Origin of the sequence: Stenotrophomonas lactitubi (assembly GCF_002803515.1) — a bacterium.
GTDB classification, from domain to species: Bacteria; Pseudomonadota; Gammaproteobacteria; order Xanthomonadales; family Xanthomonadaceae; genus Stenotrophomonas; species Stenotrophomonas lactitubi.
On the sequence record NZ_PHQX01000002.1, the window covers coordinates 1 to 23,621 of the forward strand.

Below are 23,621 nucleotides of genomic sequence, written 5' to 3' on the forward strand. Positions count from 1 at the left end.
CTTGCTTTAAAACAATTAATAGTTGCTTGATCAAACGTCTGCAAGATGGACAATCATCCTTCCTGCAGGCGCCTTCACAAGATACCTGCGCATACTTTCAAAGATCCTGGGAAGTGGCCTCAGCGCCATTCCCGTGTGCTGCGAAGTTTCCTTCGTAGCGAGCCGCCCATTATAGCCGGCTTTTCCGCTTCGTCAACACCTTTTTTCAAGGCCGTCTCACCGAAGTGGACGTTGTTGCCGATGCCGCTTCGTCGTTGGACCCGAGGGTCTTTCATCGTTGCGAGCCGCCTATTATGCCGGACTTTTCGAGTCCGTCAACACCTTCGTTCGATCATCTCGTCCGGCGGTGGTGGCGTCGCTGTTCGCGTTGGTGGCTTCCGAAGAAGTCGCCGCGCTGCAGCAAGGGAGCGAATTCTAGAGATCCTGCAGAATTCGTCAACTCTTTTTTTCAGGAAGATGACAGAACAGCGCCTGCACCCTGCATGGCGGCTGCTGATATGTCACCGCGGCGTTGCCCGCGCGTTGCGCGGTCAACGCCGCAGGCGCTATCAATACACCGATGCATAGCGAAGAGAAGAGCATGGACACGCAGAAACGACAGGGATGGTGGCGCGATCTTTCGATGCCGGCGATCGTCGCCGGCTTCATCACCGTGCTGGTCGGCTTTGCCAGTTCGGCGGTGATCGTGTTCCAGGCCGCGCAGGCCGTTGGTGCCGACCAGGCGCACATCGCCTCATGGATGTGGGCCCTGGGGCTGGGCATGGGCGTGACCTGCATCGGCCTGTCGCTGCGCTACCGCGTCCCGGTGATCACCGCATGGTCGACGCCGGGTGCGGCGATGCTGGTCGTCGGTGCCGGTGGCGCGTCTCTGTCTGAAGCCACCGGTGCGTTCCTGCTGGCGGCGGTGCTGGGCATGCTCGCGGGCTTCTCCGGGGTGTTCGCCCGGCTGATGAAGCGCGTGCCCATGGCCTTGGCCGCGGGCATGCTGGCCGGTGTGCTGCTGCGCTTCGGCCTGGACGTGTTCGTGGCAATGAACACCCAGCGCGTGCTGGCGTTGGCCATGTTCGCTACCTGGCTGCTGGGCCGCCGCCTGTTCCCCCGTTATGCGGTGATCGCCACTCTGCTGGTCGGCATCGCCATCGCCGCCAGCCAGGGTCTGCTGCATGCACAACAGGTGCACCTGCAGCTGGCCGTACCGCAATGGGTCACTCCTTCGCTGTCGTGGACGGCGATGGTCGGTATCGCCCTACCCCTGTTCGTGGTCACCATGGCCTCGCAGAACATCCCCGGTGTGGCGGTGATGCGCGCCTCCGGCTATGACGCACCGGTGTCGCCGGTGATCGGCTGGATCGGCGTGGTCAACACGCTGCTGGCACCCTTCGGCGCCTACGCACTGAACCTGGCAGCCATCACCGCGGCGATCTGCATGGGCCGTGATGCCCACGAGGATCCGGCACGGCGCTACACGGCGGCGATGGCGGCCGGCGCCTTCTATATCGTCATCGGCCTGTTCGGGGCCACCGTAGCGGCCCTGTTCGCTGCCTTCCCCAAGGAACTCGTGGCCTGCGTGGCCGGTATCGCCCTGTTCGGCACCATCGGCAACAGCCTGGCCAGTGCATTGGCAGTGGAGCGCGACCGCGAGGCCGCGCTGGTCACCTTCCTGGTGACCGCCTCGGGGATGACACTGGCCGGTATTGGTTCTGCGTTCTGGGGCCTGGTCGCCGGGACGCTCTGCCTGTGGGTGCTGCGGCCGCGGCAGGCCAGCTGAAGGGATCAGCCGGCCAACACGGCCCCGACGATGCCCAGGGTGACGGACACGGCGATGGCGATCACAGCACCAATCACGCTGGTATCGCCACGTGCTGCCAGCGTGCTGCGCACCGCAGCCTCGTTGTCCGTACTGAGCGACTGGGCGCGTGCGATCTCCCGCTGGCAATGCTGCAGGTACCAGCTGTTGGCGAAGACACCCACGGTAACGCTCAGGCCCAGGTTGATCACCAGCGACAGGGCATCCGGCACTTCGATGAAGGCCTCGATCGCGCTGGATGCCACCAGCACGCCGACCCAGATGGCGGCCATGCGGTACATCTTCCGGTACATCATCCAGATCACGCCAAACAGGAACCCCGGCCAGTGCCAGGTGCCCGCCGCGTTCGCGGTGCCCTGGTCCAGGCGCCAACGCTTGCGATAGATCGGGAAGTTGCCGCCGACAATGGCTGCATACAGACCCAACTGGCCGGTCAGTCCGGCGCCCAGTGGAATGACATCGGACGTTGCCGCTGCGGTCGGTGCGCGGTATGGGTCATGGCTGGACGCTGCGGCGACGGCGATCTCACTGGCAGGCGGTGCTGCCGGGCCATCGGCGACGCCGTCGGCAGCCGACGCTGGCGCTGCAGTCGACTGCAGCGACTGCAGCGGCTGCCAGCCAGCCATGCCCTCGCACCAGAGCAGGGTGTGGCCGGTGATGACGCCGTCCTGCTGCAACCTCTGCAGGCCAGCCAGGTCCACTGGCCCTTCACTCTTGCCGTTGCGGGCGTAGTACCACTGTGCTTCCTGCATTGAAAATCGTCCTGTGTGGGCGTTGCGCGGTTTACAGGGATGCGCTGGACAGCGTCTGCACCAGCGTGTGGCGACCGCCGGGAGCGATGGTGATCACATCGGGCCCGGCGTTGGCGGCTTCCAGGCAGACGTAGTCGCGCCAACCGTCGCCGACATCGGCCATCTTCGCGGCAGCGTCGGCGCCAGGGTTCCATGCCACCAGCGAGCGGCTGCCTTCGGTGCGGATGTCGATGCGGCGCTTGAGCACCGGGTCGCGCAGCACATAGTGCCCGCCGGCCTGGGTATAGATGCGGTCGCTGCGGCCCGGATCACGCGGATCACGCAGCGACCAGGGGCCCTGCTGGCGGCGAGACTGGGCGTAGTTCTCGAACTTGTCGAGGTAGTCGAGGCCATCGACGCCGTCGACGTCCACCTTGCTGGCGTCACCGACACGGAAGTAGTTGTGCAGCGCCTGGGTGATGGTGGCCGGGGCCTTGCCGGTGTTCTCAGTAACCAGCTGCTGGCGCAGTTCACGGCCGACACGGACGGTCATGGTCAGACGCAGGCCGAGATTGTCCAACGCAGGCGGGGCCAGGGTCAGTTCGATGCTGCCATCGTCGAGGCGGCGCGCCTGCTGCAGTTCCCAGGGCAAGGTGCGCACGAAGCCATGGGCCGGCACGTCGTCGCCCTGCCCCTGGCGGCCGAAGTACGGCCAGCACACCGGGCTGCCGCCACGGATGGGCGTAGGCAGTGCCGCGCGCTTGGGCGAGAGCCACATCACATCGGGTTGGCCCTTGGGCACGAACGAGAGCAGTTGACCGCCGAACACGCTGATCGCGGCGGTTGCCTGCGGGGTTTCCACCAGCCAGGCATCGAGTCCCTGGAACTGGCCACTGCTGACACCTTGGATCTGTTGCACGCTGGATCGACTCCGGATGGCCGGCGACTGCACGGCACTGTAGTTGGTGGGAAGGCTGAAGCGGGTGGGTGTGGCCGGAACCTTCGCCTGCGGTCCGCTCTGCAGCGCGCGCAGAATGCGCTGGCCAGCGCGACCATCGGCGTCGGCCCAACCGAGCCGGCGCTGCTCGACCTGGATGGCGCGACGACTGGCGGTACCGATCATGCCATCGGCGGCGCCGATGTCATGGCCGCGCGCCAGCAGCAGGGTCTGCAGCTGGCGGCGCTCGTCGCGGCCAAGACCGGGATCATCGGTGGGCCAGGCCGTCACCAGTCCATTACCCCCGCGCAGGCGATCGGCCAGGGTGGCGATGGCCAAGGCATAGCTCTCGGCCGCGTTGTAGCTGTAGATCGCGTCGTAGTTGCGGAACACCAGCAGCGCCGGGCCCTTGTTGCCGGCCGGCAGCAGCAGCGCGGCGCGTGCATCGGCGGGCAGGCCGGCCGGCGCCAGCGCGCTGCCGTCCAGGCCGGTCACGCCCAATGCGCGCCAGTCGGCCAGTGCCCGGCGCTGGGTGCGGCCGGCCTGGCCGGCGTTGAAGCCGGTGGGGACGCGGACTTCCATGCCCCAGGGTTCGCCGGTTCGCCAGCCGGCACGCTTCAGATAGTTGGCGGTGGAAGCCAATGCATCGGGAATGCTGCCGACCAGATCGCGGCGGCCATCGCCGTCACCATCAACGGCAATGCGTGCGTAGGTGCTGGGCATGAACTGGGTGTGGCCGAAGGCACCGGCCCAGGAACCGGTCAGGCCCTGTGCCTGCAGGTCACCCTTGTCGATGAGCTTGACCAGCGCCAGCAGTTCGCCGCGGAAGAAAGGTTGCCTTCGGCCGGCACAGGACAGCGTGGCCAGCGACTGCAGCAGCGGACGCTTGCCGAACACGCGCCCGTAGTCGCTCTCCACACCCCATACGGCGACGATGGTGACTGGATCGACGCCGTACTGCGCCGATACGCGCTGAAGCAGATCGCGGTGCTGCTGCAGCATGGCGCGACCGTCGTCCACGCGCTGGCGATCGACCAGCGCGGCCAGGTAGTCCCAGATCGGTGTGGTGAACTCCGGCTGCGCGTCGAGCAGCGGCAGCACGGTGGGATCCGGCTGCAGTCCGGCGGTGATGGCCGTGAAACGGTCAGCGGCAATGCCCTGGCTGGCGGCAGTCGTCTGCAGTCCCGCCATGCAGCGGGCGAACGCGGGATCAGCGGTTGCCGCGGCTGTCGGCGGGGCCGCCGCTGGCACGGCAAGCGCGGCGGCGAGGCCGAGCGTGGTCAGAATGGGCATGGCGTACTCCGTGTTGCCGGTGCTGGAGCCATGGTAACGCGGAGGAGCGGCAAGGTTGGCCGTTGCTGCCGGCCAGCGGCCGGCACTACCGGTGGCTATGGTGCGGGGCGCAGCAGACGCAGGCCGTACGCAGGATGGTCAGCGTTCCAGTGCGCCACCACCTCCAGCCCTGCCTGCTGCAGCAGATGGCCGAAGCTGGCGTCGGTGTACTTGTGGCTGTACTCCACGCGGATCGGTTCGCCCGCGCTGAAATGGAAGGTGCGGCCATCGAGATGGACGTCCTGCTCGCGCTGGCTGACCAGGTCGGTTTCGATGCGCAGGCGCGCAGTGCTGTAACGGGCCTGGTGACGGAAGCCGTCGAGATCGAAATCGCTGCCGACCTCGCGGTTGAGGCGCGCCAGCAGGTTCAGGGTGAAGGCGGCGGTGATGCCGTCGGCATCGTTGTAGGCGGCCTCGATCAGTGCCGGGTCCTTGTGCAGGTCGATACCGACCAGCGCCAGGCCGTCCTTGCCCATCGTCTGCCGCATCGCGCGCAGCAGCGCGATCGCGTCCTCATCAGCGAAGTTGCCCAGCGTGGAGCCCGGGAAGAACAGCAGCCGGCGCGCGGCAGGCCGGTCCGGCACGGGAACCTGCACCGGCCGGGTGAAGTCGGCACACACCGGCAGCATTTCCACGTCCGGCAGCGCCGGTGCCAGGTGGTCGATGCTGGACAACAGCGCCGTGCGCGAGATCTCGATGGGGGTATAGGCCACCGGATCCTGCAGAGCGGCCAGCAGGCGGGCGGTCTTGCGGCCGCTGCCACTACCCAGTTCCACCACATGTACGCGCGGCCCCACCGCCTGCGCGATCTGCGGCAGTACCCGATCCAGCAGGGCCAGCTCGGTGCGTGTGGGGTAGTACTCGCGGGTGTGGGTGATCTGCTCGAACAAGCGCGAGCCGCGCGCGTCGTAGAAATACTTGGAAGGCAACTGGCGTGAGGCGTGCGACAACCCCGCCACGGCGTCGGCAAGGATCTGCTGGCGGCCGGGGGTAAGGTCGGTCAGCGCCTGCAGCGCGTCCTGGACGGTGCTCATGAAAGATCCCTTGCCAGGCGCATGCCTGAGAACTGCCAACGCGCCGGTGGCATGAAGAAGTTGCGGTAGCTGGCCCGCACATGGCCGCGCGGGGTGGCACAGCTGCCACCGCGCAGCACCCATTGGCCGCACATGAATTTGCCGTTGTATTCGCCGAGGTTGCCGGCGAACGGACGGAAGCCGGGATAAGCACCATAGGCGCTGCTGGTCCATTCCCAGACATCGCCGAACAGCTGGCGGATGCCCCTGCCCTGCCCTGCATGCGGATGCAGCTGGTCGTCATCGGCGAAGTGGCCTTCGACCGGCTGCGTGGCGGCAGCCGCTTCCCATTCGAATTCGGTGGGCAGGCGGGCACCGGCCCAACGCGCGCAGGCATCGGCTTCGTAGTAGCTGAGATGACAGACCGGTGCGTGCGGATCGAGCTGGCGCCAGCCTCCCAGGGTGAACTCGCGCAGCAGGTCGTCATCCCAGTACAGCGGATGCTGCCACTGTTCGGCCTCACGCAGCGCCCACCCCTCGCTCAGCCACCAACGTGGATCGCGGTAGCCACCCGCGTCGATGAAGGCGCGGTATTCGGCGTTGCTGAGCGGACGTTCGGCGAGTGCATGCGCGGGCAGCAGCACGCGATGCACGGGTGACTCATTGTCATAAGCGAATGCTGCGTGCTGCGGCCAGGCGGATGCACCGATACTGACGATGCGTTCGCCCTGTTCGACCCAGCCCTGTGCGCTGTGGCCACTTACGGCAATGGGCAGGTCATCGCGATACGGCGGCTGCAGCGGATTGCACCAGAAGGCGTGCTTGATGTCGGTGAGCAGCAGCTCCTGGTGCTGCTGTTCGTGGTGCAGCCCCAGCTGCAGATGCTGCAGGGCGTCGCTGCCCAGGTCGCCGTCGCGCAGTTGTGCCAGCACCTGTTCATCCACGTGCCGGCGGTAAGCGTGGACCTGCTGCAGCGAGGGCCGCGACAGCAGACCGCGCTGTGGCCGTGCGTGGGCGGGGCCGAGACTCTTGTAATAACTGTTGAACAGATAGTCCCAGGCCGGATCCCAGGGTGTGTAGCCGGGCCGACTGGCGAGGACGAAGCGTTCGAAGAACCAGGTGGTATGGGCCAGGTGCCATTTGGCCGGGCTGGCATCGGCCATGCTCTGCAGCAGGGCGTCTTCGGGGCTGAGCGGTGCGGCCAGCTGCACGCTGCGCCCCCGCACATGGGTGAAGTGGCGGGCGAGGTCATGCTGCGGGGCAGCGACGGCGGCGGGTACGCTGTCCATGCAACCAGCTTCGGCCGCGGCCGGTGAGCGCGATGTCATGGCCCGGTGCCATGCTGTTCACATCGGCGCCCGCGGATTCAAGAAGGGCACCGTTCAAGAAAGGCACCGTTCAAGAAGGGCACCGTTGCGCCGCTAACGGCAGTGCTGCGGCCGCGTCGTGACCGCGCTGGAATTCCGTGTGGCCCATCATCCGCTCCGACAGCCTGTGCACTATCTGTTCGTGCTGCCCGCCGTGCTGGTCGCACTGGTGCTGTGGGTGAGCCTGGAAAGCGATGATGTCGGCCGCGCCGGGCAGCGCATCCTGCCGTGGTTGCTGGCCTGCCTGGGTGCAGGACTGGCGCTGATGTACAACCAGGTGCGCACGTTGTGCCTGTTGCTGTTGGTGGCGCTGGCCTTCGCGGTGCTGCACCAGGATCTGGGGCACTACCTGCGCGATGGGCGGGTAACGGCGCTGACCCCACTGCGCTTCCATGCGATCTCGACCTGGCTGCCGTTGTTGTTCGCCATCCATGCGTTGTGGCCCGAACGCGGGCGCCGCCGCCAGGACCTGCTGCTGAGGGCCACGATCAGCGGTGTTGCCGTGGCGGTTTTCATCCTGTTGGCCGCACAGCAGCCACAAGGCATGCACGACCTGCTGTCGAACCGGCACTTCCCCTGGATACCGAGCGACTGGAACGCGTTGGCGCAGCTGCCTGCCATGCTGTTCCTGCTGGCCACCGCTGCGCTGGGATGGCAGGCGTGGCGCCAGCCGCGGCCGCTGCATACGGCGATGCTGCTGGCCCTGCTGTGCCTGTGGTGGATGCTGCCGCGGATCTTCCTGCAGCCGGTGCTGCTGCCGGCGTTGAGCGTGGCGGCGCTGCTGCTGATGCTGGCCGCGACCCTGCAGGAGTCTTTCCACATGGCATTCGGCGACGAGCTGACCGGCCTGCCCGGCCGTCGTGCGTTCAACGAGACGCTCAAGCGTGCCACCGGCACCTACAGCATCGCGATGATCGACGTCGATCATTTCAAGAAGTTCAACGACATCCACGGCCACGACACCGGCGATGACGTGCTGAAACTGGTGGCCTCCCGGTTGTCGCGGGTGGGCGACGGCGGCCGCGCGTTCCGTTATGGCGGCGAAGAATTCGCCGTGGTTTTCCTCGACCGCCCGGCATCGGCCTGCGTGGACGCGGTGGAGGCGCTGCGGCAGGGCATCGAGCAGAGCCGGATGCAGCTGCGCGACCGCACTACCCGCAGCCGTGACGATACGCTCGGCCAACAGCAGCGCGGGCGCGGCGGTGGCGGTGCGGTGGTGCAGGTGACCGTCAGCATCGGCCTGGCCGACAGCCGGGTCGATCCGCGCCCTGCCGGGGTGGTCAAAGCGGCCGACCAGGCGCTGTATGCGGCCAAGGAGGAAGGCCGCAACCGCGTGTGCGCGCATGGCGGACAGCGGGTGCTGGCCGTGCGCGGCAGCCACGCTCAGACGGCGTCGAGGTAGTACCAGCGACCTTCGATCCGCAGGAAGCGGCTGTGCTCGGTCATTTTCACCGCGCTGCCGCCACCGACGCGGTAGCGAGCGGTGAAGCGGACCTCGGCACTGTCGATGCCGGTAACCTGGTGATCCTGCACGGTCAGGCCCAGCCACTGGGTGCGCTGGCCGGGGGCATCATCGAGCGACAGTTCTGCGGGGCGGGTGTCCGGATGCCAGGTGGCACGCAGGTAGTCCGGCAGATGGCGCACATAGGCGCTGTAACGCGAGCGCATCAGACGCTCGGCATCGGGCGCGGCGTCGCCGGCATGGAAGCGACCGCAGCAGGCGGCGTAGTCGGCGGCCAGGCCACAGGGACAGGGATCGGGGGCGGTTCGGCTCATGCGGGTATTGTCGCGTGGGCGGGGGCAATGTGACAGGCGTATGCTGTCGCGCCCTCACTTCGATCGATCGCCGTGCTGGAAATGATTCCTCCTGAGTTGTGGTGGCTGGTGGCGATCGCCTTCATTGCCGGCCTGGTTGATGCAGCCGTGGGTGGCGGCGGACTGGTGCAGTTGCCGGGCCTGTTCACGGTGCTGCCGCAGCAGACGCCGGCGATGCTGTTCGGCACCAACAAGTTCAGCTCGATGTTCGGCACCGGCGCGGCGGCGTGGCGTTATGCACGCAACGTGCGCTTCCCGTGGAAGCCGGTGTTGTTCGCCGCCGGTACGGCCTTCGTGTTCTCCTTCCTTGGCGCTACGGCGGTCAGCCTGTTGCCCAAGGACGCAGTGCGGCCACTGGTGCTGGTGCTGCTGGTGGCGATGCTTGCCTACACGTTGTGGAAGAAAGACTTCGGCGCACTGCACCGGCCCCGCGAGATCGGCCGCAACGAGTTGATGATCGCGCTGGCGATCGGTGCGGCAATCGGTTTCTACGATGGCTTCTTCGGGCCCGGCACCGGCAGCTTCCTGATCTTCCTGTTCGTGCGCTTCTTCGGACTGGACTTCCTGCGTGCGTCGGCAGCGTCGAAGGTGGTGAACCTGGCGACCAACGTGGCGGCGATCTCGTTCTTCGTGCCGACCGGCAACATCCTGTGGCTGTTCGCGCTGCCGATGGCGGCGGCCAACATCATCGGTTCGGTGGTGGGCACGCGGTTGGCGCTGAAGGGCGGCACGCCGTTCATCCGCAAGCTGTTCGTGGGCCTGGTGGTGGTGCTGATCGCGCGGATGGCATGGGATACGTTCCGTAGTTCGTGAATGAGCGTCATGACCTGGTAGGTGCCAGCCTTGGTTGGCACGCTGTTTCCGGTCGCGAAGAGCAGCCGAGCATGGCTCGGCTCTACAGGGGATTGCCGGCCAGCGGCCGGCACTACCACTATCGGGATTCATGACCCGGTAGGTGCCAACCTTGGTTGGCACGCTGTTTCCGGTCGCGAAGTGCAGCCGAGCATGGCTCGGCTCTACTGGGGATTGGCGGTCGAGGCGATCAGGCTTCGGCTTCTTCCGGTTCGTCGGCCTGCTGGCGGCTGCGCTCCGGCAGCTTCAGGCGCTTGCCTTCTTCGTCGTACTCGATGAGCAGGACGCCCGAATCGTGGCGACCGCTGATCTCGACGAAGCAGGCGCCACCGATGAACGGCTCCAGCGTCATCACCGATTTCAGCGGGGTGGCGACCACCATCTGGAAACCGAAGTTGTCGAAGATGTTCATCGCCAGCGCGGTGAACTCGTTGTCGGCCTTGTCGAAGGCTTCGTCGAGCACGACCGCGGCATAGCTGGGCAGCTGGCTGTCGGCACCGCCGAGCTGGTAGCGCAGCGCCGCCGCCAGGCAGGTGGTGGCCAGCTTCTGCCGCTGACCGCCGGACTTGCCGGCGCCACTGCGGTAGATCTCGACCTGCTGGCGCGTTTCCACATCCAGTTCCACGCCGATGAACTCCACGTGCAGGCGCACGTCGAGCACAATCTCGCGCCAACGCTTGTCTTCGCCTTCCTGCGAGCCCAGGCGGTTGACCAGCTGGCGCAGGACGGTGAACTGCGTTTCGGCGACGTCGCGCTGCTCGGTCTGCTGCTGCGACAACACCTCGCGCAGCTGCAGGTGGAACTCCTGCACTTCCGGCAGGCGCCGGTCGTTCAGCTCGATGGTCAGCAGGGTGCCGCGGTTGAAGGGCACCTGCTCGAGGCTGGCGTTGACTTCATCCAGGCGCTGGCCGATCGACTTGCGGGCCTCGGCACTGTGCCGCTGCAGCGCCAGCAGGTTGTTCTTGCTCTGGTTCTGCAGCAGGTCGAAGAAGCGTTCTTCGTGCTGCGGCAGGCCATCGCGTTCAAGACGTTCGAGGCGGGCGAGGAAATCCTCGGCCGAGGCCACCGACACGGTGAAGTCGCCCGATTCTTCCGGCCACTGCTGGATGAAGCGACGGAAGCAGCCCAGCAGCAGGTTCTCGACGCGGTTGACGTCCTGCTGCGAAGACGACAGCTGTTCGTTCAGCGCGTTGCTAACCTGGCGCATGTGCGCTTCCAGCGTTTCCAGGCTGAGCGGGCCCTGCTCCTGCAGGCGCTCGGCCAGGCCGGCTTCCTGGTCTTCGGCCAGTGCCGGCAATACCAGTGCACGGCTCTGCTGGCGGGCCCGGTCCAGGCGGTCGCGTTCGCGCACCAGCTGGCCGCGCTCGACGCGGGTGTCTTCGTAAGTGCGGCGGGCCTGCTCGATATCGGCGCGGGTGGCGTCGATCTGCTGGGCGATCCTGGCCAGGTCGGCATTGCCTTCGCGCAGCGCATGCAGGCTGGCCTCGATGTCGGCCAGGCGCTGCTGCGGCGCGGCGACGTCGATTTCATTCCAGCTGATACCAACCAGCTGGTGGCAGGCCAGGCGACGTTCGTTGTCGCGGTCACGCTGGCTGCGCAGGCGCGCGATGTCGGTATCGCAACTGGCGATACGGGCGGCCAGCTCCTGGGCTTCCTTCTCGAAGACGGCGAGCTTGTCGCGGTTGCTGAAACCCAGCAGCCAGCGGCGGCGATCATTCACCGCACTGCGATCGTCCTTCTCGAAGCGGTCGCCCGGATGCTTGACCTGGCCTTCGCGGGTGATGCCGCGGTCGACGTTGCGCAGCTGCTTGGCATCCACGCATTCGTAGTCGAAGCGCTTGCCCAGCTCGCGGCGCAGCCAGCTTTCGAACACGTGGTCGCGCAGTTCCAGCTTGTGCAGCAGCGACTTCGCGGACGGTTCGCGGGCGAACGCATCATCATTGCGACGCACGCGGTAGTAAGTGAAACGCATGCCCAGGTGGGTGCGGTTCACCCATTCGGCGACGTCGTTGTAGTGCTTGTCGTCGACCAGCAGCGATTGCGCGAAGCCACCGAGCACACGCTCGATCGCGCCCTGCCAGCTCTGCTCTTCCGAGCGGACCTGGATCAGTTCGCCGACGAACGGCAAGGCCGCTTCGGAGATACCGGTTTCTTCGGCCAGGCGCGCGCGCAGCTTCTGCATCGGCGCAGGAATGCTGGAGGGCGTGCGCTGCATCGCCTCCAGTTCGCCACGCACGTCGGAGAAGCGCCGCTCGTCGTCGCGCTTGCCGCCCAGCCGTTCGCTGATGGCGTCGTCCAGAGCGCTCGAAGCGCGCTGGCGGTCTTCCAGTTCGGACTGCGCCTGCTCGACCAGCTCGGCGAAGCCATGCGCGTCGTCGGGCAACGCGGCCTGCAGTTTCTGTGCGGCGTCGTGTGCCTGCGCCTGCTTGGCCAAGCGGCGGTCGCGTTCGGCTTCGGCGCGACCCTGCTCGCGTTCCAGTTCCTCGATGCGCTCACCGCCCTGCTGGCGGCGCTGCAGTTCCAGCTCGGCCAGGCGTTCGGTGTGGTTGTCCAGCGCCGCACGGCGCTGCGATTCTTCACCCAGCAGGCCACGATCGCGCGTGTCCATCTCGCGCAGGCGCGCTTCGATCAACAACTGGCGGCGGCTTTCGCGGAAGCTGTCGATACCGAGCTTGAGCGCTTCGTCGTCGCCACGCCGGCGGCTCATCGCCTGCAGGTCGCCGTAATGTTCGCGCGCCGGCTGCAGGGTTTCGACCTGACGCCGCGCCGTGACCACGGCCTGGTGCGCGCCATCGAGTTCGGCGAAATCGCTGACCAGTCGTTCGGCAGCGTCGAAGGTCTTCGGCGTGTCGAGCATGAAGTCGCGCAGGAAGACGTTCAGGTCTCCGAGGTTCTTCGCGGACTGCGTCTTGTGCAGCAGCCGCAGCGCCATCTCGTTGTCGATACCGAGCAGGTGGCGGAAACGTTCGGCATAGCCGGAGAACGTATCGAAGTGATGGACGTCGGCCAGCTTCTGCTTGAGCTTGCGCAGATCCAGGTCGAAACCGCCGAGGTCCTTGGCGATGTCGAACGGGCGCTCGGCGATCATGTAGTGCTTGCGCACGTCACCGGCGGAGGTGCTGCTGCCGGCGATCCACAGCAGGCGCACCAGGCTGACCACGCGGCCATCACCAGCGCGGTACTCCAGCACCAGCGCGGTCCAGGTTGCGCCCTTGCGTAGGTACTGGGTGGCGATTTCACCGGTGCCACTGTCCTGCTGATCGGCCCATGCGCCGCGCACGTAGGAGACAAGGTTGCGGTCGCGGCCGCTGCGTTCGGCTTCACGCGCAGCGGCGTTGAAGTCGACGATGGCCGGCGGCGTCAGCAGTGCGGACATGGCATCGAGCAGGGTCGACTTGCCCGAGCCGGAGCGGCCGACGAACAGGAAGCCGCGCTCGGCGATCGGCACTTCGGTCAGGCCGTTGAAGGTGCCCCAGTTGTGCACCTGCAGGCGGCGCATGCGGAACTGCTGCAGGCGCGGGTCGGGCAGGCCGTCATTGAACAGGGCGGGAGTGTGCTTGGAAATGGCCATGCGGTGCTCGGGTCTCTCAGGCTTCAGCGGCCGGGGTTTCGCGCAGCTGGCGGTAGACCGCCGAAAGCTGGGATACGTCTTCGGCGGAGAACAGCAGCTTCAACGCCGGCGAGACTTCGTGGCGGTCTTCCTGGCCGCCGAGACGGGTCAGGATGTGGTTGTCCTTCATCTTCTGCACCGCCGAGGCGACGCGCCGATTGAAGCCGGCGCGGTCGGTGGACAGGTTCTTCTCGTAGATGGCCAGCGCTTCGGCCATTTCGGCGTCGGCGACCACGGCGCGGTTGCCGCGTGCATCGGCTTCGCCCAGCTGCTGGCGCAGGTACAGCAACAGCACCGAATCGATGAAGGTCAACGGCGACGTGCGCAGCAGTACCGGTGCATCGACGTCCTCGGTATCGGCCTGGCGGGTGAACGCCACGCCACTGTCACGGTCGAGCACCAGTTCCAGGAACAGGTCCGACAGCGCCGAACGGATGCCGGCTTCGCTGCGGATCAGTGCCGGCCACAGTTTGGCGTGGCGCAGCTGGTCGATGCTGGGGCCGATCAGCAGCTGGCACAGCGCGCGGCGCGCATCCAGCGGCAGGCGGCCGGTATCGCCCATGTAGTAGACGTCGTTGCCACGCTTGGGCTGTGCCACGGTCGTCACCGGCTCGGCCTCGTAAGCGTCTTCGGCCAGGTCGGCATGCGGTGCGTCGATGGGGTCTTCATGCCAGCTCATGGCGTCTCTCCTGGGTAAACCAAACCAGCGGGATGCGGGCGCGACGGATCTGGCCGTCGCCACCACGCCATTCGGCAAGCTCCTGTTCGCCGACGATCACGCTGCCAAAGCGCGTGCCCAGCGAGAGGTAGCCGATGACACTGCCCAGCCCCTGCGGCGCTTCGCGCTGCGACAGGGCCTGGGCGATGCTGAGTTTCGGCTGCCTGTCGAGCAGGTCGTGCAGGTCGCGGCGCAGGGTGCGGAAATCGATTTCCGAGGACGCCACCAGGTCGCCCACGCTTTCCAGGCTGATGCTGGCCGCATCGTTGTATTCGACGTTGCCATCGACCTGGGCGCTGCGCGGGTCGTGCAGCTTCCACTGCGACCACGAGCGCAGGCGGCTGGTGGTCAGCTGCAGGTCGCGGCCGATGGCGCGCTGCGCCGGGAAGTCATCGCGCAATGCCAGCGCTTCGGACTGCGCCTGCTTCAACAGCTGGTTGAGGCGGCGCTGTTCCAGGTAACCACGGCTCTGCACGAAACCGCGCAGGCTGCGCGCGAAGTTCTGCAGCACGTCATGCACCTGGCCACCGCGCTCGAGCATGGTGCTGGTGAAGCCGCGCAGGAAATTGCGCTCGTTGCGATCCAGCCGACGGGCGAAGCCGCGGGCCAGCAGCGTCTCCAGCGCAGCATCGAGCTGGGCACTCTGTTCGGCGTCATTGAGCAGACGCCAGAAGGCCTGGAAACTACGGCCCGCGTCGCTCTCACCGATCACGTCCACGCCTTCAAAGAGTTTGGACAGCACGTCGCCGCGCTCGCCCTCGTCATCGATGATGCGTTCGCGGAAATCACGGTTGAGCTGTTCGAAGTCGTCGCGCACGCGGCGGAAGTCTTCGGTCAGTTCGTCGGCCAGGCCGATGATCTGCCGCGTACGTTCCAGCGCGCGCTTGCCGTCCAGCGCGGTCACACGGCCGGCGCCGACACGGGCGATCTCGGCATCGATGCGGTCACGCTCGTCGCGCAGTGCGGACAGGCGTGCGTCCGGATCGGCCTCGGTCTGCGCGGCCAGCTGCGACAGCTGTTCGATCACCAGTGCCAGACGGCTCTCGGTGGCGGCCACGCGGGCCTGCTCCATGCTGTCGGCGAAGCGGATCGCCTGCAGCGCCTGGGTCGAGAGCTCGTACTGCTCCTGGTCGGCGCCTTCGGGCAGCCGGCGTTCCAGCCAGCCCTGCGCCAACCAATGGGCAACGTAGGCCTGCGCGGTCCGCGGCAGCTCGCGCGACAGCTCGTCACCGTTGAGCTGGTCCAGCGCGCGCTGCAGGCGCTCGTTGAGGACCGATGCAGGCAACGTGCGATCGCCGTCCATCAGCAGGCCCTGCAGCAGGCCGATGATTTCCGGTGCGTGGTCGGCGGCGAGCAGCTTCCATTGCGGCTGTTCGCGCAGGTGGCGGTAACGGGTGATGCGTTCGCGGTGCTTCATGCAGCGAGATCGGTCCGAAGGGCGCGGCGGCCAGCGCGCGCGCGCAGGCGCGGCGCAGGCACGGCGAAAGCGGCGGCCACGCGGGGCCGCCACCGGGAGGCGACGGCGCTCAGCGCTTGCCGCCCACTTCGATGAAGCGCAGGAACTCGGCGCGGGTGCGGGCGTCTTCGCGGAAGCTGCCCAGCATCTTCGAGGTGACCATGCTGACGCCACGCTTGTGGATGCCGCGGGTGGTCATGCACTCATGGGCGCCTTCGACGACGACGCCGACACCGACCGGCTGCAGCACATCCTGGATGCACTGGGCGATCTGCGCGGTCATCTTTTCCTGCACCTGGAAGCGGCGGGCGTAGGCTTCGACCACACGGGCCAGCTTGCTGATGCCCACCACCTTGCCGGCCGGCAGGTAGCCGACGTGCACGCGGCCGATGATCGGCGCCATGTGGTGCTCGCAGTGGCTTTCGTATTCGATGTCGCGCAGGACGATCAGTTCGTCGTAGCCGGCCACTTCCTCGAAGGTGCGCTCCATGTAGGCGCGCGGGTCGTCGCGGTAGCCGCTGAACCAGTCGCCATAGGCTTCAGCCACGCGGCGCGGGGTATCCAGCAGGCCTTCGCGGGTGGGGTCCTCACCGGCCCAGCGCAGCAGGGTGCGCACGGCATCCTCGGCCTGGACCTGGGTCACATCGCCCTGCGGGGCGGCCTTTTCGTTGTTCTTGCTCATTGCATACAGCGCCCGAACGGGGGGCGAGCATCGTACCCGACCGGGGGGTGGGTCGTCCTCTGGGGACGGTTCATCGGGGGTCTATTGCAGCGCCTCGTTGCTGCTGAGCGAGAGGCGGAAGGGCAGGCAGGGCAGGACACGCCGTGAACCCATCCATGGGGGCTCGGCCACGGCATCCATGCCGTGGACGGTCCTGCCCTGCCTGCCCCTCCGCCTCTCCGACGGTTTCCTGCGGGCGCGGCCGGACCGCCCGAAAGCGGGGGTCAAAAGCTGGGTTCATGGCTGCGGAGACTGCGCGGGTTGCAGCTTTGGTGGGTGCGGACCTTGGTCCGCACTGCTTCTGCCTTTAGAGCCAACCCTCCGCGCTCGCGGGGTGATGGGTGGGCGGCGGAGGGCCGGGCGGGGCAGGGCCGTGAGGCGCATGGATGCGCCGATCGAGCTTACAGGGACGTACTTGCGGCGTGCCCTGCCCCGCCCGGCCCTCCGCCGCCCGAGCCGACACCCAGCAGGCGCAACGCTTTCCTCACTACACCCCACCCATTCAGCAAAACCTGTTGATAGGAATGAAATTAGTAGTATCCTATCTATTACTTATGGACCGACCCCTCGACGAGCGCACCGTGCTGCAGATGCAGCTCAGCTCCGGCCTGCTGTACGCAGGGCGGCAGTGGCAGCGCCTGGCCGACAGCCGGTTGGGCAGCTACGGCATCTCCACCGCCTGCACCATGCCGCTGTTGATGATCGGCCGCTCCGGCGGTGGCATCCGCCAGGTCGCGCTGGCCCAGCAGCTGGGCATGGAAGGCCCGTCGCTGGTGCGCCTGCTGGACAAGCTCTGCGCCAGTGGACTGGTCCGCCGCGAATGCGATGCCAGCGACCGCCGCGCCAACCTGCTGTGGCTGACCGAGGAAGGCCAGGCGTTGGTTCGCGAACTGGAAGATCAGTTGATCGGCCTGCGCCAGGACGTGTTCGGCGAGCTTTCCACGGATGAACTGCACGCCGTATTGAAGGCGTGGCGCCTGCTCGCCGAGGCTGCCGACCGCATCACGTAAGCCCGCTGTCCGTGAAAACCGCCGCTGCCGTGCATGCGCCAGCGGCTTTTGCCCGTTGCCGTTGTTCTGTTCCGCCTCCCCTTCCCCATACCGCCCCTGCCCCTACCGATGCCCGGTGAATTCAGTCTCCACGGAGTGTTCGTCCCGACCCTGCTCGGGTTGATGGTGTTGGCCTATCTGGTCAACAGCGGCCTGCACGCGCTGCTGCAGCGTGCCGGCGCCTATCGCCACGTATGGCACCCGGCGCTGTTCAACCTGGCCTTGTACGGGATCGTGCTGGGCCTGCTGTTCCACCTCCTGCGTTGGATGCAATCGTGAACAAGATCGTGAAGAAGACCCTGCCGGTGCTGCTCACCTGCGCAGCCGTGATCGTCGCCCTGCTGGTGCTGCGCCAGCTGTGGGTCTACTACATGGATGAGCCGTGGACGCGCGATGCGCACGTCGGCGCCGATGTGGTGCAGGTGGCGCCGGATGTGTCCGGCCTGGTCGAAACGGTGCAGGTGGCCGACAACCAGGCGGTGAAGAAGGGCGACCTGCTGTTCGTGATCGATCGGGCGCGCTACCGCATCGCGCTGGAACAGAGCCGCGCCAGCCTGGCCGAACGGCAGGCATCGGTCGCGCAGCTGCGCCGCGAGATCGGCCGCGACCGCAGCCTGCAGGATCTGGTCGCCGCCGAGGATGCCGAAGTGCGCCGGGCCAAGCTGCAGGCTGCGCAGGCCGCACTGGCCACTGCGCAGGCCGCGGTTGACCTGGCCGAACTCAACCTGGCCCGCACCGAAGTGCGCGCGCCGGCTGATGGCCGGGTCAACGACCGCACCATGCGCGTGGGCGATTACGTGGTGGCCGGCAAGCCGGTGCTGGCGCTGCTGGATACCGGTTCGTTCCGCATTGATGGCTACTTCGAGGAAACCCGCCTGCGCGGCGTGGCCCCGGGGCAGCGTGTGGACATCCGCCTGATGGGCGAGGACACCCCCCTGCACGGCCATGTCGAAAGCATCGCCGCCGGCATCGAAGATCGCTACCGCAGCAACGGCAGCACCCTGCTGCCGAACGTGACCCCGGCCTTCGACTGGGTGCGGCTGGCGCAGCGCATTCCGGTGCGCATCGCCATCGACGAGGTGCCTGCCGGCGTGGAACTGATCGCCGGGCGCACCGCCACGGTGACCGTGGACACCGGCCGCCACGTGCAGAACAAGAAGGCCGGCGCTGCGCCGACACAGGCGGGCCTGTGAACGCCGCCCTGCCCCGCCTTGGCCTGATCGTCGCCCTGGCCAGCCTGGCCGCGTGCAGGACCGTCGGCCCGGATTACGCGCTGCCCGAGGGCTCGGCGTTCAAGCGGCCGCAGGCCAATGCGGCCTTCATCGACACGCAGAACCCGCAGGTGGCCGCCAACCAGGCGCTGCCGGCACGCTGGTGGTCGCTGTACAACGACCCGGTGCTGGATGGGCTGATTACCCAGGCGCTGCGCGACAACGTCGAACTGAAGGCCGCCGATGCGCACCTGCGCCGCGCCGCTGCCGTGTACGAGCAGGCGATGGATGCCGGTGGCTTCGAGTACGAGGCCGAGGCCGGGGTCAGCCGCGCACAGTTGTCGGCCGAATCGTTCCTGCAGGAACACGAACTGCCAGTGATCAACCTGGCCGACGGCAAGTTCGCGGTCAGCTACCAGTTCGACCTGTTCGGCAAGCTCAAGCGCGGTGCCGAAGCGGCGCGCGCCGACGAACAGTCGGTGGCCGCCGCACGTGACCTGGCCCAGGTGAGTGTGGTGGCCGAGGTGGCCGACAGCTACCTGGAGATCTGCCACGCCAACCATGAGCTGCATGTGGCCGAGCACTCGCTGCAGCTGCAGCAGCGCAGCCGCTCGGTCACCCAGCGGTTGATCAGCGCAGGCCGCGGCACGCCGCCGGAGCTGGCCCGCGCCAATGCCCAGGTCGCGCTGCTGGAAGCGGCATTGCCTCCGCTGCAGGCGCAGCGTTCGGCGGCCGCCTATTCGCTGGCCGCCCTGCTCGGGCAGACCCCCGGCCAGCTGCCGGCCGGGGTGATCGACTGCGCCGATGCGCCGACCCTGGCGCAGCCATTGCCGGTCGGTGATGGCCGTGCGCTGCTGCAGCGCCGCCCGGACGTGCGCCAGGCCGAACGCAAGCTGGCCTCGGCCACGGCACGGATTGGTGTGGCCACCGCCGAGCTGTATCCGGACATCCGCCTGGGTGCCTCGGTGGGCGCTGCGGGCCTGCTGGAGGACTTCGGCACGCCGATGACCCAGCAGTGGTCGATCGGCCCGCTGATTTCGTGGACGCTGCCGTCCTCGGGTACCCACGCCCGCATCCACGCCGCCGAAGCCGGTGCCGATGCGGCGCTGGCCGAGTTCGACCACACGGTGCTGCAGGCGCTGCGCGAAACCCAGACCGCGCTGGATCGTTATGCGCAGGACCTACGCCGGCTGCAGGCGCTGCGCATTGCGCAGGAGCAGGCTGCGCTGGCCGCCGAGCAGAACCGCAGGCTGTACCAGGGCGGCCGCACGCCGTACCTGTCCAGCCTGGATGCCGACCGCAGCCTGGCCACCAGCGATGCCACCCTGGCCGCGGCCGAAGCGCAGGTCTCGCGTGACCAGATCCATCTGTTCCTGGTGCTGGGTGGTGGCTGGCAGGCAACCGTCGCCGCAGCCGGCACCCCGACCGCAGCGAAGTAAGCCATGAACGCGCTGACCGACCGCCAGGCCTGGCTGTTTTCGATCAAGACCTACCTGGCAGCGATCGTCGCGCTGTACATCGCCATGGCCGGCAACCTGTCGCGCCCGTACTGGGCGATGGGCACGGTGTACATCGTCAGCCAGCCGCTGCTGGGCCCGACCCGGGCCAAGGGCGTGTACCGCATCCTCGGCACCCTGGCCGCCGGCCTGGCCACCCTGCTGATGCTGCCCGCGCTGGTGGAAACACCCCTGGTGCTGAGTGCGGCGATGTCGATCTGGCTGGCCGGCTGCCTGTTCATGGCCCTGCTCAACCGTGGGCCGCGCGGCTACGCGTTCCTGCTGGCCGGCTACACCACCGCCTTCATCGGCTTCCCGGCGGTGACCTCGCCGGAAACCATCTTCGACACGGTGGTGGCACGCAGCGAGGAGATCATCCTCGGCACGGTGGTGGCGGTGCTGTTTGCTTCGCTGCTGTTCCCGGCCTCGGTGCGGCCGATGCTGGGCGCGCGCATCGGCAACTGGATGGAGGACGCGGCGCAGTGGTGCCGGCAGATCCTCGAGCGCGGCCGTGCGCATGCGCCGCGCAACCGGTTGGCCGCCGACCTGGTGCAGTTCGAAGCGCTGATCGAGTTCCTGCGCCGCGATGATCCACGCCATGCCGGGTCGGCGGTGTCGATGGAGCGCCTGCGCGAGCGCATGCTGCTGCTGTTGCCGGTGCTGTCCTCGATCGCAGACCGCCTGAGCGCGCTGCGCAGCGATGGAGAGACACTGCCCGAGGGCCTGCCGACGCTGGTCGATGACATCCACGACTGGATCGACACGCCGTCCAGTGCCAGCGACTACGCGCGCCTGCGCGCACGCATCAGTGCGCTGAAGCCACAGGTGGACCGCGACCTGCAGCACCTGCAGCTGGCCAGCCTGCTGCTGCGCCTGGAAGAGCTGGTGGACCTGTGGCAGGACTGCCGCACCCTGCAGCACGCGATCGACCAGGGCACCGCGCCACTGGACCGTGCGCACTACCGCATCCGCACCGAACGCACCGCCACCGACAAGCACGTCGACTACGGCATGGCGCTGTTCTCCGCGCTCAGTGCCGGCGTGGCGCTGATGAGCTACTGCGTGCTGTGGATCGGCCTGGGCTGGGAGGGCGGTGGCAACGGCGCGATGATGGCCGCGGTGACCGCCGCGTTCTTTGCTGCACAGGATGACCCGGCGCCGAGCATGGTCTCTTTCCTGGTGTGGGCGATGGTGGCGTCACTGGTGGCCGGTGTGTACCTGTTTGGTGTGTTCCCCGCCGTGCACGACTTCGGGCTGCTGGCGCTGGTGCTGGCGGTGGTGTTCCTGCCGTTGGGCCTGCTGCTGCACCACCCGAAGAGCGCGCTGTTCGCGCTGCCGCTGACGGTCAACCTGGCGGCACTGCTGAGCCTGCAGAACACCTACAGTGCCAACGTCCAGACCTTCGCCAACTCGTCGATCGCGATGTTCATCGGCATTGGTTTTGCCGTGGTGATGACGCGGTTGTTCCGCTCGGTGGGTGCCGAATGGACCGCGCGCCGGCTGGTACGGCAGGGCTGGACCACCCTGGCCGAAGCCGCCGAAGGCCGCGGCCAGCAGGATCGCCAGCGCTTCGCCGCACGCATGCTGGATCTGCTCGGCCTGCTGGCACCGCGCCTGGCAGCGACCCCGGAAGGCAGCGACATCGCCTCGGTGGACATGCTCAACGAAGCCCGCATCGGCCTGAACATCCTGCAGCTGCGCCGCGCACGACTGGAACTGCCCGAGCGCAGCCGCGAGGCCGTCGAGCACATCCTGGAGGAAGTGGCCGCGCACTACCGTCGGCAGATCGCCGCGCGCAAACCGATCGCCGCTGCCGAGGCGCTGCGCGAGCGGCTGGACACGTCCTTGGGGCGGGTCGGCAGCGTGGCGGCGTGCAAGGCCCGCGATGAGGCGCTGATGGGCCTGGTCGGCCTGCGGTTTGCACTGTTCCCGGAAGCGAAGGCGCTGGCGCTGGGGTTGGCGGACGCCGCAGCGCCGTCCGTCTGATGCGATCCGCCGGGCATGGCCCGGCGCTACCCTGTCCGCCTGATACGAATCGCCGGGCATGCCCCGGCGCACCCCTTATCCTCCGGTAGCGCCGGGCCATGCCCGGCGGCTTTTCACCCAGACAACAGGACGCTCCAATGAGTTACGACATGATGGTGTTCGAGGCCAGCGTGGCCCCGCGTGACGCGGCGGCCTTCATCGCCTGGTTCGAGAAGCAGGCGCAGTGGGGCGAGCGCCACGAGTATGACGACCCGGCGGTCAGCAGCCCGGCGTTGCAGGCGTGGTTTGCGGAGATGGCACAGGAATTTCCGCCGATGAACGGCCCGTTGAGCAACGACGATGATGATCGCGCCGAAGTGACCGAGTACAGCATCGGCCGCGACGTGATCTATGGCGCGTTCGCGTATTCGGTGGCCGAGCGCGCGCATGGGCTGGTGCAGGACCTGGCCGAGAAGCACGGCGTGGGGTTCTTCGATGTGAGTGCTGATGAAGCGGCGATCGTGTATCCGGATGGGCTGGTGTTGATGCCGGAGTAGGTTTGGCGGCAGGTCTGCGCCCTGCACCTGCCGAATCAACGTCAACGTCAACGTCAACGTCAAATGCTGGGCTACTGGGGGATGGCGGGGTGGGTCCGGTTGCGGGGGACGCCGTGAACCCATCCCTGGGGGCTTGGCCGCGGCATCCATGCCGCGGACACCCCCGCAACCGAACCCACCCCGCCTTCGACAGGTTCCCGCGATCTGTCGGAATTGCATGGCCTGCTTCTGGTGGATGTCGACCTTGGTCGACACGGTAGATCCACGCCATGCGTGGATGAACGCCAAAATGATCGAAGCGCGCTTTTGTAGAGTCGAGCCATGCTCGACTGACGCGAAAGGATCATGGAGGCAGTGTTCCCGCTCACCAGCGGAAGCGCTATTTGTCCCGTGTTACCTCTGCGAAGAAGATGTTGACTGCCTCGTCCATCTCGTCGGACATGATCTCGGTGTGCAGTCTGGCCATCGGGGTGTGGCCGTGCGCGATAGCGATGGCTGCAAAGAATGCTGAAGTTTTCCATGCTTCCTGCGGCGTCGCGACTAGCATTGCAGCATGTTTCCCCATGCGCTGAATGGCCTGCGAATACTCCGGCTCCAATCCAGCAGGAAGCTCCATGCCTTGGTGGCATCGCAGCGTTTCGATGGATTGTGCGAGGGAAATGAACTGCCAATCGTTTGAGTCAGCGTCCATTGGCAATGCGTTGACGATATGCGGCACAGCCGCAAACGAAGCGCTGTAGACGTCCCCTTGATGGCACAGGCTGCTCCACAGCTCGTGCCAGGTGTCCTCGATCGGATCGTCTTCGGATCTTTCGTTTTTCGGGATACTGAGATTGGCCAGCAGCTCCGGAATGTCATCCGCAGCACCATATGCGTGCTGCAGTTCGGCCCAGCGGGGATCATCCAAGGCGATTAGGGCCATGTGCCGGTTCCTGTGTCGTTGGTAGCAACGCAGGATAGGTAGCGCCGACGGCGTCATCAAAG

At 67.1% G+C, this 23,621-nt stretch carries 19 protein-coding genes; 9 read left to right on the top strand and 10 right to left on the bottom strand.

Annotation, left to right across the window (positions count from 1 at the left end; all coding sequences use genetic code 11):
* Positions 1–580 precede the first annotated feature (580 nt).
* Positions 581–1,768, top strand: coding sequence for a benzoate/H(+) symporter BenE family transporter (locus tag CR156_RS19575; RefSeq protein WP_100554503.1), 1,188 nt, complete (start codon positions 581–583; stop codon positions 1,766–1,768).
* 5 nt (positions 1,769–1,773) lie between these two features.
* Here the strand turns inward: CR156_RS19575 and CR156_RS19580 are convergent, their stop codons facing one another.
* The 4 genes from CR156_RS19580 to egtB all read right to left on the bottom strand — a co-directional run bounded on the left by CR156_RS19580 (position 1,774) and on the right by egtB (position 7,109).
* Positions 1,774–2,559 (bottom strand): DUF2628 domain-containing protein, encoded by a 786-nt coding sequence (locus CR156_RS19580; RefSeq protein WP_100554237.1) that lies wholly within the window; start codon positions 2,557–2,559, stop codon positions 1,774–1,776.
* 31 nt (positions 2,560–2,590) lie between these two features.
* Complete coding sequence (locus CR156_RS23450) at positions 2,591–4,768, bottom strand: lytic murein transglycosylase (RefSeq protein ID WP_457852737.1); 2,178 nt, start codon at positions 4,766–4,768, stop codon at positions 2,591–2,593.
* Between the two features lie 95 nt (positions 4,769–4,863).
* Positions 4,864–5,841 (bottom strand): L-histidine N(alpha)-methyltransferase, encoded by a 978-nt coding sequence (egtD, locus tag CR156_RS19590; protein ID WP_100554238.1) that lies wholly within the window; start codon positions 5,839–5,841, stop codon positions 4,864–4,866.
* Complete coding sequence (gene egtB, locus CR156_RS19595; protein ID WP_100554505.1) at positions 5,838–7,109, bottom strand: ergothioneine biosynthesis protein EgtB; 1,272 nt, start codon at positions 7,107–7,109, stop codon at positions 5,838–5,840. Before egtB ends, egtD begins: the two co-directional genes overlap by 4 nt.
* A 178-nt stretch (positions 7,110–7,287) precedes the next feature.
* Between egtB and CR156_RS19600 the strand changes: the two genes are divergently transcribed.
* Positions 7,288–8,589 carry a GGDEF domain-containing protein gene (locus tag CR156_RS19600; protein WP_100554506.1) on the top strand — a complete coding sequence of 434 codons (1,302 nt, stop codon included), beginning with the start codon at positions 7,288–7,290 and terminating at the stop codon, positions 8,587–8,589.
* Here CR156_RS19600 and CR156_RS19605 read toward each other — a convergent pair.
* The gene (locus CR156_RS19605) at positions 8,571–8,963 is read right to left on the bottom strand and encodes a YchJ family metal-binding protein (RefSeq protein WP_100554239.1); all 393 of its coding nucleotides are present in this window, start codon (positions 8,961–8,963) and stop codon (positions 8,571–8,573) included. The genes CR156_RS19600 and CR156_RS19605 overlap by 19 nt on opposite strands.
* Positions 8,964–9,035: 72 nt before the next feature.
* Here CR156_RS19605 and CR156_RS19610 point away from each other — a divergent pair, with 72 nt between their 5' ends.
* Entirely contained in the window at positions 9,036–9,815 is a 780-nt protein-coding gene (locus CR156_RS19610; RefSeq protein ID WP_100554240.1) for a sulfite exporter TauE/SafE family protein, read from the top strand.
* Positions 9,816–10,044: 229 nt separating this feature from the next.
* Here the strand turns inward: CR156_RS19610 and CR156_RS19615 are convergent, their stop codons facing one another.
* From CR156_RS19615 to folE, 4 genes are all read right to left on the bottom strand, one after another.
* Positions 10,045–13,425 (bottom strand): ATP-binding protein, encoded by a 3,381-nt coding sequence (locus CR156_RS19615; RefSeq protein WP_100554241.1) that lies wholly within the window; start codon positions 13,423–13,425, stop codon positions 10,045–10,047.
* Between the two features lie 16 nt (positions 13,426–13,441).
* Positions 13,442–14,143 carry a DUF4194 domain-containing protein gene (locus CR156_RS19620; protein ID WP_100554242.1) on the bottom strand — a complete coding sequence of 234 codons (702 nt, stop codon included), beginning with the start codon at positions 14,141–14,143 and terminating at the stop codon, positions 13,442–13,444.
* On the bottom strand, positions 14,130–15,599 hold the full coding sequence (locus tag CR156_RS19625) for a DUF3375 domain-containing protein (RefSeq protein ID WP_100554243.1): 1,470 nt from the start codon (positions 15,597–15,599) through the stop codon (positions 14,130–14,132). The genes CR156_RS19620 and CR156_RS19625 overlap by 14 nt, the downstream gene beginning before the upstream one ends.
* Before the next feature lie 109 nt (positions 15,600–15,708).
* Complete coding sequence (gene folE, locus CR156_RS19630; protein ID WP_089241981.1) at positions 15,709–16,320, bottom strand: GTP cyclohydrolase I FolE; 612 nt, start codon at positions 16,318–16,320, stop codon at positions 15,709–15,711.
* 593 nt (positions 16,321–16,913) lie between these two features.
* Between folE and CR156_RS19635 the strand changes: the two genes are divergently transcribed.
* The 6 genes from CR156_RS19635 (at position 16,914) to CR156_RS19660 (ending at position 22,637) form a co-directional block, all read left to right on the top strand.
* Positions 16,914–17,369 (top strand): MarR family winged helix-turn-helix transcriptional regulator, encoded by a 456-nt coding sequence (locus tag CR156_RS19635; RefSeq protein WP_089241977.1) that lies wholly within the window; start codon positions 16,914–16,916, stop codon positions 17,367–17,369.
* A 108-nt stretch (positions 17,370–17,477) separates the two neighbouring features.
* Positions 17,478–17,687 (top strand): DUF1656 domain-containing protein, encoded by a 210-nt coding sequence (locus tag CR156_RS19640; protein ID WP_025875651.1) that lies wholly within the window; start codon positions 17,478–17,480, stop codon positions 17,685–17,687.
* On the top strand, positions 17,684–18,601 hold the full coding sequence (locus CR156_RS19645; protein ID WP_165781026.1) for an efflux RND transporter periplasmic adaptor subunit: 918 nt from the start codon (positions 17,684–17,686) through the stop codon (positions 18,599–18,601). Before CR156_RS19640 ends, CR156_RS19645 begins: the two co-directional genes overlap by 4 nt.
* On the top strand, positions 18,598–20,058 hold the full coding sequence (locus CR156_RS19650; protein ID WP_100554245.1) for an efflux transporter outer membrane subunit: 1,461 nt from the start codon (positions 18,598–18,600) through the stop codon (positions 20,056–20,058). The genes CR156_RS19645 and CR156_RS19650 overlap by 4 nt, the downstream gene beginning before the upstream one ends.
* Before the next feature lie 3 nt (positions 20,059–20,061).
* Complete coding sequence (locus CR156_RS19655; RefSeq protein ID WP_100554246.1) at positions 20,062–22,101, top strand: FUSC family protein; 2,040 nt, start codon at positions 20,062–20,064, stop codon at positions 22,099–22,101.
* A gap of 137 nt (positions 22,102–22,238) precedes the next feature.
* A complete protein-coding gene (locus CR156_RS19660; RefSeq protein WP_100554247.1) occupies positions 22,239–22,637 on the top strand; it encodes a hypothetical protein in 399 nt (132 codons plus the stop codon).
* A gap of 379 nt (positions 22,638–23,016) precedes the next feature.
* Here CR156_RS19660 and CR156_RS19665 read toward each other — a convergent pair whose 3' ends face one another.
* Positions 23,017–23,559 carry a hypothetical protein gene (locus CR156_RS19665; RefSeq protein WP_100554248.1) on the bottom strand — a complete coding sequence of 181 codons (543 nt, stop codon included), beginning with the start codon at positions 23,557–23,559 and terminating at the stop codon, positions 23,017–23,019.
* Positions 23,560–23,621 lie beyond the last annotated feature (62 nt).

Bases quoted from the DNA above. Each gene is read 5' to 3' on its own strand.
- CR156_RS19640 (WP_025875651.1), top strand. From the start codon at position 17,478: ATGCCCGGTGAATTCAGTCTCCACGGAGTGTTCGTCCCGACCCTGCTC.
- CR156_RS19660 (WP_100554247.1), top strand. From the start codon at position 22,239: ATGAGTTACGACATGATGGTGTTCGAGGCCAGCGTGGCCCCGCGTGAC.
- egtD (WP_100554238.1), bottom strand. From the start codon at position 5,841: ATGAGCACCGTCCAGGACGCGCTGCAGGCGCTGACCGACCTTACCCCC.
- CR156_RS19615 (WP_100554241.1), bottom strand. From the start codon at position 13,425: ATGGCCATTTCCAAGCACACTCCCGCCCTGTTCAATGACGGCCTGCCC.
- CR156_RS19620 (WP_100554242.1), bottom strand. From the start codon at position 14,143: ATGAGCTGGCATGAAGACCCCATCGACGCACCGCATGCCGACCTGGCC.
- egtB (WP_100554505.1), bottom strand. From the start codon at position 7,109: ATGGACAGCGTACCCGCCGCCGTCGCTGCCCCGCAGCATGACCTCGCC.
- CR156_RS19625 (WP_100554243.1), bottom strand. From the start codon at position 15,599: ATGAAGCACCGCGAACGCATCACCCGTTACCGCCACCTGCGCGAACAG.
- folE (WP_089241981.1), bottom strand. From the start codon at position 16,320: ATGAGCAAGAACAACGAAAAGGCCGCCCCGCAGGGCGATGTGACCCAG.
- CR156_RS23450 (WP_457852737.1), bottom strand. From the start codon at position 4,768: ATGCCCATTCTGACCACGCTCGGCCTCGCCGCCGCGCTTGCCGTGCCA.
- CR156_RS19655 (WP_100554246.1), top strand. From the start codon at position 20,062: ATGAACGCGCTGACCGACCGCCAGGCCTGGCTGTTTTCGATCAAGACC.
- CR156_RS19580 (WP_100554237.1), bottom strand. From the start codon at position 2,559: ATGCAGGAAGCACAGTGGTACTACGCCCGCAACGGCAAGAGTGAAGGG.
- CR156_RS19575 (WP_100554503.1), top strand. From the start codon at position 581: ATGGACACGCAGAAACGACAGGGATGGTGGCGCGATCTTTCGATGCCG.
- CR156_RS19635 (WP_089241977.1), top strand. From the start codon at position 16,914: ATGGACCGACCCCTCGACGAGCGCACCGTGCTGCAGATGCAGCTCAGC.
- CR156_RS19665 (WP_100554248.1), bottom strand. From the start codon at position 23,559: ATGGCCCTAATCGCCTTGGATGATCCCCGCTGGGCCGAACTGCAGCAC.
- CR156_RS19605 (WP_100554239.1), bottom strand. From the start codon at position 8,963: ATGAGCCGAACCGCCCCCGATCCCTGTCCCTGTGGCCTGGCCGCCGAC.